We start from the raw sequence: 11,880 nt of genomic DNA on the forward strand, positions 1-11,880 counted from the left end.
TTGTAAAGGTATGCGAATAGATGTTTTGGGTGAATGGACAACCAGCGTCAATGATATCTCTTTCTGATCGGTCGTTTCAGTATGGTGATGGCTGTTTTACCACTATTCTTACTAAAGAAGGTGTGGCTCAGCACTGGCCCTTACATATTAATAGAATGCAAGCGTGCCTAGATCGGTTAGTTATTAAGAGTCCAGACTGGGATCAGGTTAAAGTTTGGGTGGATCAAGCGGCGCTCAAAGATTCGTTGGCCGGAATAAAATTGCACGTTAGTCGCGGAGAAGGCGGCAGGGGTTATAATCCTACTGACGTGGACGCAGTGACGACAACAATCAGTCATTTCTCGTATCCTTCCCATTACTTAGATTGGCAAGAAAAAGGTGTCGATTTAGGTATATGTGGTTACAAGCTAGGTATAATGCCGCTTCTTGCTGGGCACAAGCATAATAATCGTTTAGAGCAGGTTCTTCTTAGAGGAGAGATGGAGCGTGTTGGATGTCAAGATGGTGTCGTTATGAATATTTATGATCATGTAGTTGAAACCACAATGGCCAATCTGTTTTGGTCTAAACACGACATATTATACACGCCTAGTTTGGCTTCCTCCGGTGTTGCAGGTGTTATTCGGAGAATGATTTTAAAAGATGCCCAAGATAGTGGGATAGAAGTCTCTATTGGGGAATTCTCCCTGGGTCACCTTATATGTGCAGATGAGGTCTTTATGACGAATTCAATACTCGGTGTTGCCCCTGTGAGAAAAATAGATAGGTCGCACTTTCCAATTGGAGCGATAACGCGACGTTTTCAGGAGAATCTAAATTCGTGATTAAGAAACTGTTGGTTTTAATATTCATCATTATCGGCGCTGTTGTCGGTGGTTATTTTTATATCGAGAAGCAGGTAGACCTTTATATCGACCAACCTCTCTCTATCACTAAACCTGAAATTATTACTATTAAGAGTGGCAGTAGCTTTCAAACGGTGCTCTCTAAATTTGAATCTTCTGGTTGGGTGAACCAAAGTCAATATACAAAGTTAGTAAGAAGGTTTCGCCCAGAGCTAACGAAAGTAAAAGCGGGTACATTTTTAGTTCAGCCAGGTATATCTTTAAGTGACGCCATCGTTTTCATTTCCAAGGGTAAAGAACATCAATTTACTATTACCTTTGTTGAAGGGAGCCGATTTACTGAGTGGCGAACAACGCTGGCGGAAGCAGATTCGTTACGACATGAGATCACGGATCTATCGGAATCAGAGATTGCAATAAAACTCGGCATCGAACATGAAAAATTGGAAGGTTTGTTTTTGGCTGAAACCTACCATTACACCGCGGGGATGTCGGATTTAGACATACTAAAGCGTTCGCACCAAAACCTGAACACGGTATTGAATCAAGCGTGGGAAAAACGCCAAAAAGAACTGCCTATCAAGACGCCTTATGAGGCATTGATACTTGCATCGATTATTGAGAAAGAGACCGCGGTAGAAGAAGAACGAACCAAAGTTTCTTCCGTATTTGTAAACAGACTTAATCGTAGAATGCGTTTGCAAACGGACCCAACTGTTATTTATGGTATGGGAGATAAGTACAAAGGGAATATTCGCAAAAAAGATCTGCAAACGGCAACACCCTACAATACATATACAATAAATGGATTACCTCCTACTCCTATCGCGATGACGGGAAAAGCATCTGTGGATGCCGCATTAAATCCTGATAAAACTCGTTACCTCTATTTTGTTGCAAGCGGCAAGGGTGGTCATGTGTTTTCCAAGAGCTTGAAAGAACATAATCGAGCTGTTCAAAACTATTTAAAACAATTAAGAAAAAAATAATGATTAAAACCAAATTTATTGTTGTTGAAGGATTAGAAGGTGCTGGAAAAAGCACTGCGATTGCTGCGATTAATGAAGTATTAGAGCAGCAAGGTATTCAACAAGTTGTGAATACGAGAGAGCCTGGCGGTACTGTACTCGCGGAGAAAATGCGCGCGCTGGTGAAGGAAGAACACGACGGTGAAATTTTACAAGATATGACGGAGTTGCTCCTGATGTATGCGGCTCGTGTTCAGTTGGTCGAGAATGTCATCAAACCCGCGCTAGAACACGGTAAGTGGGTCGTTGGCGATCGCCATGATATGTCCTCTCAAGCGTACCAAGGTGGTGGACGTCAGATCCCTCTTGATACCATGCAAAAGCTAAAACAGGTAACCTTAGGCGAATTTAAACCGGATTTAACGCTGTACCTAGACCTCGACCCTCGTTTAGGTCTTGAAAGAGCACGAGGTCGGGGAGAGTTAGATAGAATTGAGAAGAATGATATCAGTTTTTTCGATCGTTCTAGAGCACGCTATTTGGAGCTCGCCAATGAGGATGAATCCGTGTTGATTGTTGATGCGAGCCAAAAAATTGAGCAGGTGGCGGCAAGTATAAAACAAACGCTACTGGATTGGCTTAAGGCGAACAGGTAACGTTTATGCGAGATATTTATCCGTGGTTATTGCCTCTGTTGCATAAATGGCAGGCGCTGAGTGAGACTCATAGAGTTTCTGGGGCGATGTTATGTAGTGCCCCACAAGGCAGCGGTATTGAAAGACTAGCAGAATGGTTTGTGCATACTTTAGTGTGCAGTCATTCCACGTCAGAACCTTGTGGTTTTTGTCATTCATGTGAGCTAGCAAAATCTGGCAATCACCCTGATATTCATTGGATCTCCCCTGAAAAGGAGGGGAAGTCTATTACGGTTGACCAGATTCGTGCCTGTAATCAATGGGCCGTAGAATCGTCTCAACTTGCAGGTAAGCGCGTTATCATCATCACACCAGCTGATGCGATGAATGAGTCGGCATCAAATGCATTGTTAAAAACGTTAGAGTCACCAGCTAAAAACTGCGTTTTTTTACTGCTTGCGAACAATAACCATAAGCTTCTGCCGACTATTATTAGTCGCTGTCAAAAATGGACGATTGCTGAGTCTAATTTAGAAGAGACTTATCAATGGTTGTTAACCCAAACGACCAAACCATGTAACTATGTAGGCATTCGTTTAAGTAACGGTGCGCCATTAAAGGCTTTAGAATTTTTTGAACAAAAAACGTATGTCGATTTCCAAAAAGTAGAGTCAACATTACAGTCGTTTTTGAGTTCAGAAGGGGCAAGTTACAACCCAGTGTGGTTATCGATAAAAGATAATCCAGTTGGGCGATTATCTTGGCTAGCGATCATAATGAGTGATATCCAAAAAGTACATTTTGGTTGCAGTGAACTTGGTATGTGTGAAAAGAGTGCGGAATTAGCAGAGCAAGTGCCCTATTCGGCGGCGTATAAAGCCATGCTATCCATAAACAAAATGAAAGATAAGTTAGAATCTTTTTCAGGGTTAAATACTGAGTTATTGTTAATTAATTGGTTAATCGATCTTCAAGAGGACGTATGTTTGTAGATTCACATTGTCATTTAGATAAATTAGATTATGACGAGTTGCATGATGGTATTCAAGATGTGATCGATAAAGCATCTAACGCGAAAGTTGACGAATTACTGTCGGTCGGCGTAACGCTCGATGCCTTTCCTAATATGATTGAAATGATCAGTGCCTATGATCATGTCCATGCTTCTTGTGGAGTGCATCCTCTTGACGTAGAAAGTCCGTTTTCTCTTGATACTTTGAAGCAGTATGCAACCCACTCTAAAGTGGTTGCCATTGGTGAAACTGGATTGGATTATCATTACAAGCCGGAAACCGCTGCTCTTCAAAGAGAGCGGTTCGAACAACAAGTTGAATTAGCGGTGGATCTGAATAAACCGCTCATTATCCATACAAGAGATGCACGAGAAGATACGCTATCTATCCTAATAGATGGACATGCAGAAAGGTGTGGTGGTGTCATCCATTGCTTTACTGAAGACCTTGATTTTGCTGAACGCGCAATGTCGTTAGGCTTTTATATCTCTATCTCTGGCATAGTTACCTTTAGGCAAGCGATTGAGCTAAAAGAAGTGGTGAGACAATTGCCTTTAGATCGATTACTTATTGAAACCGATTCACCCTATTTGGCGCCCGTTCCTCATCGAGGCAAGCAGAATCAACCTGCCTATGTAGTGGAAGTCGCTCAATATATTGCGCAGCTCAAATCGACATCACTGACGGAAGTCGCACAAAAGACCACTCAGAACTTTAGAGATTTATTCTTGCGATAATAACTATCGTTGATCGACATAGATATAGGAGCGCTTGCTCCTTTTTTTTGGTTACAACCTAGTTGTTAACTATTTATGTTGAAGTTAACTAATCGTGTGTGTAGACCTTAAGGAAACCGAGAAAAACCTGAGATCAGCTATTCGATAATGATTGGCTGATTGCTGAAATCGTATTCTAAAAATATATATATTCATGCCAATTTTAATGAATGAAGATGATAAAAATAGCATATATGAGAAAAGTGACGCGTGAACAAGACCTCTTTTGAGGGATTCATGCGATATTTTTTAAGGGTACTAATATTAGGGCTAAGTAAAGTTCCATTAGGATCTTACCTCGTTTATCTACTTATCAGGAGCATAAAATATGTTTAAGAATCTTTTTGCCAATTTGCAAAAAGTCGGTAAGGCGCTGATGCTACCAGTATCTGTTCTTCCGGTTGCGGGTATTTTACTTGGTGTTGGTGCGGCCAATTTCAGTTGGTTACCCGAGATAGTTTCTCATTTGATGGAACAGGCTGGTGGCTCCGTATTTGGTCAAATGCCGCTGCTTTTTGCGGTTGGTGTTGCTTTAGGTTTTACTAACAATGACGGTGTATCAGGTCTTGCTGCAATTGTTGGTTACGGAATCATGGTTGCCACTCTATCTGTTATGGCTGGTGTGTTAGGTGTCGATAGTATCGATACAGGTGTACTTGGCGGTATCATCGCGGGTTCTATTGCCGCTTGGTCCTTTAATCGCTTCTATACAATTAGATTGCCGGATTACTTAGGCTTTTTTGCGGGTAAACGATTTGTACCGATTGTCACTGGTTTTCTCGCTATTGCTTTAGGTGTGGTACTGGCGTTTATCTGGCAACCAATTGGTTCTGGTATTGATGCTTTCTCTGACTGGGCTGCCTATCAAAACCCAATCACTGCATTTGGTATTTATGGCGTTGTTGAACGTGCTCTCATTCCATTTGGTCTACATCACATCTGGAATGTTCCATTTTTCTACGAAGCAGGTAGTTGCGTCAACGCATCTGGTGATGAAGTAAACGGTATTATGACGTGTTTCTTGACGGCTGATGATGCCTCACGAGCTGCAGGGAATGGTTTTGGTCAGTTGGCAGGCGGATATCTATTTAAGATGTTTGGTCTTCCGGCAGCGGCGTTAGCTATTGCACATTCAGCTAAGCCAGAGAATCGTGCGAAAGTTATGGGTATCATGGTCTCTGCCGCGTTAACGTCATTCCTAACGGGTATTACAGAACCGATTGAATTTTCATTCTTGTTCGTTGCTCCGGTACTTTATGCGATTCACGCAGTATTAGCTGGCGCGGCTTATGCGCTAACTAATGGTTTGGGCATTGTTCACGGTCATACATTCTCTAATGGATTCATTGATTTCGTTGTTCAATCACCACGTGCTGAAAACATGGTATTGCTGGTAGGGCTAGGTCTTGCTTACGCTGCGCTTTATTATGTGGTTTTCCGTACTGTTATAAGGGTGATGGATCTTAAAACGCCAGGTCGTGAAGAGGAATCAGATGAGGTTGTAGTTGCGGTCTCAGAAAATGAAATGGCTGGAGAGTTGGTTGCGGCATTTGGTGGTAAAAATAATATTACTGGATTAGATGCTTGTATTACGCGTCTTCGTGTCGCCGTCGCTGATCAAGATGCGGTTGATCAAGCGAAGTTAAAACAGCTTGGTGCTGCTGGTGTGGTGGTGGTTTCTGGTGGCGTTCAGGCAATATTTGGAACCAAATCAGATAACCTGAAAACAGATATGGATGTGTGGATGCGTAACCACGGTTAATCTCGCCTTTATTTTTAGTTTAGATTAAACAAAGGGAGGCGAAAGTCTCCCTTTTTGATTCTTATCTTGAGTGGCAGGCTAAAGATGGAATTGAGTGTACTTTGGCACATAATTATTATGAACGATGTAATCGTCGATTAAATTGGAGTGGTAAAAATATGGATAAGAAGTTGGCAGTACTAGTTGTTATGTCGTCAATGGTTACGTACGGTACTCAGGCAGAGGAGGTCACTCCATTGGCTGTCGGCTTTGGTATCGATCAAGGCTTTAGTGCGTTAATTCAGATTGATGAAAATATGAATTTGGCGATAGGGAATGATGGTGTCGCGTTTGATTATATTTTTAAAGAGGGTGTATTTGAAGGCAGCGACTTTCCCTTTACTTGGTATGTTGGCGCTGGTGGTTGGGTAGGTTGGGATAACCACGGCGATGAATTTGGGGCTCGACTACCATTAGGTTTAGATTGGGACTTTGCAACTAATTGGGATGCGTATGCTCAGATCCACCCAGAACTAAGTTACAACACGAAATCGGATGACTTGGAGTTGGGTATGGGGGCAGGTGTTGGCGTTCGGTACACGTTTTGATGCAATAAAAAAGCCAGCGACAGCTGGCTTTTTATTCACGTTTCTTACCTAAAAGGTAAAAAGGTGATTATTCTTTACCGCTATCCATTGCACGTTTAATGCAGATAGCTGCTCCGCCCCAGGTAATACCCAGACCGATAATCATCATAATAATTGCACTAGTTGTCATTTTAAACCTCTGCGTCAACGGGTTTTTGCGGCTTGCTTACCACATTAATGATAATACCTATTACCGCTAGCAGAGCGATTAAACCCCATCCTAGAGTCATAAGTTCAGATTTCGCGTAACCACCGTAGCCATCAGCGATTAAGCTAGTGAACTTGGTGTATAGGATCGCTGCAAGCACTAATGGAGTGATAAATCGTAGGCAAACTTCGAACCATGCACCGATTGTAAAATCGGATACTTTATTCACATATTCACGTACGTCAGCAAGCTTAACTAACCAAGCCATTAGCATAATTTCGATGAAGCAGCTCGTTAAGATACCTACGTTGTTTACGAAATGATCCACTAAGTCTAGAAGCAACAAACCACCATCGGTAGCAAATGCCATCGAGATAATTAGACCAATACCACAAACGATAGTCGCCGCTTTCTTACGTGACCAGTTTAGTTTGTCGATGACAGCCGAAACAACCGCTTCCATAATGGAAATCTGAGAGCTTAAACCGGCAACAACCAATGCTAGGAAGAATAGAGGGCCAAGGATGTATGGAGCCGGTAATAAGTTAATCGCAGCAGGCAGCGTTACAAACGCAAGACCAACACCAGCAGATACCACTTCTGTTATTGGTTTTCCTTGTTCTGCGGCCATGTAGCCAAGAACAGAGAAAATCATTACACCCGCGAGGATTGAGAAACCACAGTTTATCAATACCGTCATAAAGGCGTTGTTGTTGATATCCGATTTTTCAGGTAGGTAGCTTGAGTACGCTAACATGATGGCAAATCCGATACTCAGTGTGAAGAAGATTTGGCCATAAGCCGCCGCCCACACTTTCATATCCGTAAGCCGACTGAAATCAGGTTCAAATAGGTAGTTGATACCGTCAATAGCGCCTGGTAGGAAAATCATACGCGCAATCAATACAATCACCATGATGAACAAAACTGGCATCATAATTTTTGCTGCACGTTCAATACCGGCCTTAACTCCACCTGCAATCGCGGCATAAGTGATGGCCCAAGCGATCAGCATCGAACCAGCAATACCCCACTGCATACCACCTAGATTCGAAGGTGAATTGTCACCCAATCCTAGATACTCGCTGAAGAAGAACGCATTTGTGTCTGCTCCCCATTCCTGAGTAAATGACATGCCCAAGTATGAAATCGCCCAACCAATGACGGCCACATAATACACGGCAATCGTTGCGGCAACACCGATTTGGAACCAACCCAACCACTCAAATTTGGCGTTAATACGCGCCAGAGTAATAGGAGCCGACCCACGATTTCTTTGACCCATGCTGAACTCTAGGATCATGAATGGGATACCTGCGGTGATCATGGCAAAAAGGTAAGGAATCAAAAAGGCGCCACCACCATTTTCATAGGCCATATAAGGAAAACGCCAGATGTTTCCTAGGCCGATAGCAGATCCAACTGCGGCAAGAATAAATCCTGCACGGGATCCCCATTGTTCACGCTTCATAGTTACTCCTTTACTACTAAACTCTGAGTTATGAAGCATTTACACTTCGTCCAATATGGATTAACTACTAAGTAACATTATTAACTCTTTTAAGACTAACTTGATAGAGTTAATTCTGTCATCTGTGTAGAAAACTAGATTTAATATCTAGTTACTAAGGTAAATTTCAGAGTTATGTTCTGTATTATATGGTGTGTGTTTGCGAAACCTGAAATAATCAGCTACGCGTTGAGTGGAGATTACAGAGATAGACAGAGTAAAGCAATAGAAACGGGTTGTTAAAAAATATAATTATTTTGGTTCTAAAAGTGTTAATGAGGCTATATTTTGGGGGAATAGTTTATGTTTTATCTTAAAGGCAGTGTTAATATCTTATATTAGATAAGTTAATAGATAATATTACTTTTCCTCATCGCAGTGCGTATGACTGAAAAATGTGCAATATGCACAATTATCTTACTATTTACCTATATTTTTGGTTATTTAAGGCTTTCATGCTGATAAAGTGAAACAGACATAAAAGGTTAGAGGACGATGTGTGACAACCGCTACAGTTTCAAAGCTTGGCGGTGATGGTTGCTTGTGAATATTAGCTTCGTCTGTTATTTAGTCAATATATAAAATAAAGGAGAACGTGTTATGGAATACAACTTAAAAATGGCACTAGCGGTTGTTGCAGGATCTTATGCTGTCATTCTTTTCTGTAGCTTTGTAGCGATCGCTAACTAATCGTTATATGAAGCGTACACTATGTCCAATCGAGGTGTTGTAAGTGGTATACATTCAGACTTAGATCTTATTAAGTATGGTAAGTACCAAAATGGGCGCAGTGCATTGGTTACTCAGGGAGGAGGTCAATGTGGTATTTTTACGTCTGGCGTTTTAGATGCCTTTCTCCTTTCCAATTTTGATCCCTTCGATGTCTTCTATGGCACATCTGCAGGTGCGTTAAATATTAGCGCGTATTTGTGCCGACAACCCGGTATAGGTAAAGCCTTTACGTTAGATTTGACGACAGATGATAAGTTTTTCCATCTGTTCAGTTATATGCGACGTAAACAAAGTATGGATCTTGATTGGGCACTGAATAAATTTCGCGATTATCCCTACAAGCTTGATCTGGATATGGGACGAAAGGTTCTAAGAGAGAGGCAAGCCTTTGCTGCTGTTACCGAAGTTAGTAGCATTAAAGACAGATATGTTCCGCTATTGTCAGAAAACTGGTATGACATCATGCGAGCAACGTGTGCTATTCCGGGTCTTTACTCTGAAGAAGTGATAATTGAGGGTAAGAGGTTTGTTGATGGTGGTGTGACCGCCGCTATACCCGTCCAAGAAGCTTGGCGACAGGGTGCTCGTAATATTATTGTCATTCGAACAGAAAGCCTCGAATCAGAAGTAGAAAAAATTAGAGAGTTAAATATTGATGTTCATTGGATTAAAGAACCAATGAATAATGTTCAAGACCGTTGGAATAAAACCGTTGAACAGTGGAAAAACGAGTGGAGTGGTTTCTGGCAGGAGCAAATAGATAAATCGAGAAAGAAGAAAACACACCATAAGCATTTAGATATTCTTAATGGCGGGCGTTGGTTGTATGGGGCAGGCGACGTGTATCGCTTAAGCCATTTACTGGGCGGAAAGTTTGATTCAGGTTTGGCCGACTTTTTTATGGTTCATTATCAAAGTCTTGCACTAACTAATGCATTCTTGAGTAATCCTCCTGATGACTGTTTTATTGTGCAAATAGTACCTTCTGAGCCGCTAAAATCCTCACCGCTAATGAGTAAAAAAGAAGACCTCATTTTTGACTATGAACTGGGTCTTAGTGCGGGTTACGAATTTATCAAGCAACACTCTTTAGCAAGAAAGAACGCTGCTAATATACCTGAATCCAGATGTAAGTATTAGGTAAGAATTTAGGGTCAGTTGATCTTTCGTGGTTAAATTTTGATCAACAGACCCTCGCACTGATAGGCGACTATTGTACGGTTATTATTCGCATACAGTTTGTTGAACCAATGATGTCCATTACGTCTCCTTGCGTAATAATGACAATATCCCCACTATGTACATAACCTTTATTTTTTAGAGTATTAATGGCCTCTTGAGCCGATGATATGCCCGCATCTGCATGGGAATCAAAGTACACAGGCGTAACGCCTCGATATAAAGATGATTTGTTTAAGGTAGACTCATTGCGAGAGAGTGCAAATATAGGGAGACCAGAGCTTAGACGAGACATCATAAGTGGTGTTTTACCCGATTCTGTTAGTGATATCATCGCTTTCACACCTTCTAAATGATTGGCAGAATACATCGTTGCCATCGCTATTGCTTCTTCGGTCGCTTGGAATGTCTTATCAATACGATAACTCGATGTACTCAAAGACGGCATTTTTTCTGCACCAACACAGACACTGGCCATTGATATTACGGTTTCAACGGGGTGTGCACCAACGGCAGTCTCGCCGGATAGCATAACCGCGTCTGTGCCATCTAATACGGCGTTAGCGACATCCATTACTTCAGCACGTGTTGGCATTGAGTTGACTATCATTGATTCCATCATTTGAGTCGCGGTGATCACGGTTCGGTTTAAACTGCGAGTACGTTTAATGAGTTGTTTTTGGACTCCGATCAATTCAGGGTCACCGATCTCTACACCTAGATCACCACGGGCGACCATGATGACATCTGAAGCGAGAATGATGTCATCTATGCTTTCTGCATTTGCAACCGTTTCGGCTCTTTCAACTTTAGCGACTAATTTCGCTTCCAATCCTGCATCACGGGCAAGCCTTCTCGCGTATCTCATATCTTCCCCATTACGCGGGAACGAGATAGCGAGATAATCGACTTTTATTTTTGCCGCGGTCAAAATATCTTGTTTGTCTTTTTCAGTAAGCGCTTCTGCAGATAGTCCTCCCCCTTTTTTATTGATCCCTTTGTTGTTTGAAAGCACGCCACCGATGACAACCTCAGTAAACACTTTGCTGCCTTTTACGGATATAACTTTGAGCTGAACTCGGCCATCGTCAAGCATTAAAAGGTCACCGTTAGAAACATCTTGCGGTAGGTTTTTATAGTCCAGACCAACGGCGTCTTGATCTCCCATCCCTGCTTCTAGTTCACTATCTAAGGTGAATTTTTCCCCAACAACGAGGTCGACTTTGTCATTTTTAAAAGTAGAGACTCGAATTTTAGGGCCTTGTAGGTCACCAAGAATAGCGATGTGTTGACCTAATTTCGCAGCAATTTCTTTGACCTTTTTTGCTCTTTTAATGTGGTCATTAGCACTGCCATGTGAAAAATTCATGCGAACAACGTTTGCACCAGCTTTGATGATGTCTTCGAGGACATTGTCTTTATCTGTGGCAGGACCAAGTGTGGTAACAATTTTTGTTCTTCTAAGCATTTCTACCATTTTTTATCTCCGTTACTGACTTTACTCTTTGAGTATATGATATGAATCTAAGGCGAGAAAAAAGAATTGTTCTATTGGGGTGTAGTTATCATTTAGGGTAAAGTGTTTCGACGGCGTGGTAATCCTGTCCTGGATCAATTATTTCGGTGTTTGAAATATAAATTTCTCTCTATTTATGAACTAAATACGATTTGTGCGTGATACTGGTC

12 protein-coding genes are annotated in these 11,880 nt (G+C 41.8%); 9 read left to right on the plus strand and 3 right to left on the minus strand.

Annotation, left to right across the window (positions count from 1 at the left end; genetic code table 11):
• Nucleotides 1-20 precede the first annotated feature (20 nt).
• From pabC to IUZ65_RS05380, 7 genes are all read left to right on the plus strand, one after another.
• Entirely contained in the window at nt 21-824 is an 804-nt protein-coding gene (pabC, locus tag IUZ65_RS05350) for an aminodeoxychorismate lyase (protein ID WP_195702763.1), read from the plus strand.
• Entirely contained in the window at nt 821-1,834 is a 1,014-nt protein-coding gene (gene mltG, locus IUZ65_RS05355) for an endolytic transglycosylase MltG (RefSeq protein ID WP_195702764.1), read from the plus strand. Before pabC ends, mltG begins: the two co-directional genes overlap by 4 nt.
• The gene (tmk, locus tag IUZ65_RS05360) at nt 1,834-2,469 is read left to right on the plus strand and encodes a dTMP kinase (protein ID WP_195702765.1); all 636 of its coding nucleotides are present in this window, start codon (nt 1,834-1,836) and stop codon (nt 2,467-2,469) included. The genes mltG and tmk overlap by 1 nt, the downstream gene beginning before the upstream one ends.
• Nucleotides 2,470-2,474: 5 nt before the next feature.
• A complete protein-coding gene (holB, locus tag IUZ65_RS05365) occupies nt 2,475-3,440 on the plus strand; it encodes a DNA polymerase III subunit delta' (protein ID WP_195702766.1) in 966 nt (321 codons plus the stop codon).
• The gene (locus IUZ65_RS05370; RefSeq protein WP_195702767.1) at nt 3,431-4,198 is read left to right on the plus strand and encodes a TatD family hydrolase; all 768 of its coding nucleotides are present in this window, start codon (nt 3,431-3,433) and stop codon (nt 4,196-4,198) included. Before holB ends, IUZ65_RS05370 begins: the two co-directional genes overlap by 10 nt.
• Nucleotides 4,199-4,565: 367 nt before the next feature.
• Nucleotides 4,566-5,999, plus strand: coding sequence for a PTS glucose transporter subunit IIBC (ptsG, locus tag IUZ65_RS05375; RefSeq protein WP_195702768.1), 1,434 nt, complete (start codon nt 4,566-4,568; stop codon nt 5,997-5,999).
• A gap of 158 nt (nt 6,000-6,157) precedes the next feature.
• Nucleotides 6,158-6,586 carry a DUF3996 domain-containing protein gene (locus IUZ65_RS05380; RefSeq protein ID WP_229637984.1) on the plus strand — a complete coding sequence of 143 codons (429 nt, stop codon included), beginning with the start codon at nt 6,158-6,160 and terminating at the stop codon, nt 6,584-6,586.
• 67 nt (nt 6,587-6,653) lie between these two features.
• Here the strand turns inward: IUZ65_RS05380 and IUZ65_RS05385 are convergent, their stop codons facing one another.
• A complete protein-coding gene (locus tag IUZ65_RS05385; protein WP_195702769.1) occupies nt 6,654-6,755 on the minus strand; it encodes a MetS family NSS transporter small subunit in 102 nt (33 codons plus the stop codon).
• 1 nt (nt 6,756) lies between these two features.
• Entirely contained in the window at nt 6,757-8,244 is a 1,488-nt protein-coding gene (locus IUZ65_RS05390; RefSeq protein WP_195702770.1) for a sodium-dependent transporter, read from the minus strand.
• Nucleotides 8,245-8,883: 639 nt separating this feature from the next.
• On the opposite strand from IUZ65_RS05390, the gene cydH reads away from it, so the two are divergent.
• Together cydH and IUZ65_RS05400 are read left to right on the plus strand one after the other, a co-directional pair.
• On the plus strand, nt 8,884-8,973 hold the full coding sequence (gene cydH, locus IUZ65_RS05395) for a cytochrome bd-I oxidase subunit CydH (RefSeq protein WP_195702771.1): 90 nt from the start codon (nt 8,884-8,886) through the stop codon (nt 8,971-8,973).
• A 21-nt stretch (nt 8,974-8,994) separates the two neighbouring features.
• Nucleotides 8,995-10,155 carry a patatin-like phospholipase family protein gene (locus IUZ65_RS05400; protein ID WP_195702772.1) on the plus strand — a complete coding sequence of 387 codons (1,161 nt, stop codon included), beginning with the start codon at nt 8,995-8,997 and terminating at the stop codon, nt 10,153-10,155.
• A gap of 70 nt (nt 10,156-10,225) precedes the next feature.
• Here the strand turns inward: IUZ65_RS05400 and pyk are convergent, their stop codons facing one another.
• Entirely contained in the window at nt 10,226-11,671 is a 1,446-nt protein-coding gene (pyk, locus tag IUZ65_RS05405; RefSeq protein ID WP_195702773.1) for a pyruvate kinase, read from the minus strand.
• Nucleotides 11,672-11,880 lie beyond the last annotated feature (209 nt).

This window comes from Vibrio sp. VB16 (genome assembly GCF_015594925.2).
Lineage (GTDB): Bacteria > Pseudomonadota > Gammaproteobacteria > Enterobacterales > Vibrionaceae > Vibrio.

Excerpts from the sequence above, each read along its gene's own strand:
- tmk (WP_195702765.1), top strand. The coding sequence starts at position 1,834 with ATGATTAAAACCAAATTTATTGTTGTTGAAGGATTAGAAGGTGCTGGA.
- IUZ65_RS05400 (WP_195702772.1), top strand. The coding sequence starts at position 8,995 with ATGTCCAATCGAGGTGTTGTAAGTGGTATACATTCAGACTTAGATCTT.
- IUZ65_RS05390 (WP_195702770.1), bottom strand. The coding sequence starts at position 8,244 with ATGAAGCGTGAACAATGGGGATCCCGTGCAGGATTTATTCTTGCCGCA.
- ptsG (WP_195702768.1), top strand. The coding sequence starts at position 4,566 with ATGTTTAAGAATCTTTTTGCCAATTTGCAAAAAGTCGGTAAGGCGCTG.
- IUZ65_RS05370 (WP_195702767.1), top strand. The coding sequence starts at position 3,431 with ATGTTTGTAGATTCACATTGTCATTTAGATAAATTAGATTATGACGAG.
- pyk (WP_195702773.1), bottom strand. The coding sequence starts at position 11,671 with ATGGTAGAAATGCTTAGAAGAACAAAAATTGTTACCACACTTGGTCCT.
- IUZ65_RS05380 (WP_229637984.1), top strand. The coding sequence starts at position 6,158 with ATGGATAAGAAGTTGGCAGTACTAGTTGTTATGTCGTCAATGGTTACG.
- IUZ65_RS05385 (WP_195702769.1), bottom strand. The coding sequence starts at position 6,755 with ATGACAACTAGTGCAATTATTATGATGATTATCGGTCTGGGTATTACC.
- pabC (WP_195702763.1), top strand. The coding sequence starts at position 21 with ATGTTTTGGGTGAATGGACAACCAGCGTCAATGATATCTCTTTCTGAT.
- cydH (WP_195702771.1), top strand. The coding sequence starts at position 8,884 with ATGGAATACAACTTAAAAATGGCACTAGCGGTTGTTGCAGGATCTTAT.
- holB (WP_195702766.1), top strand. The coding sequence starts at position 2,475 with ATGCGAGATATTTATCCGTGGTTATTGCCTCTGTTGCATAAATGGCAG.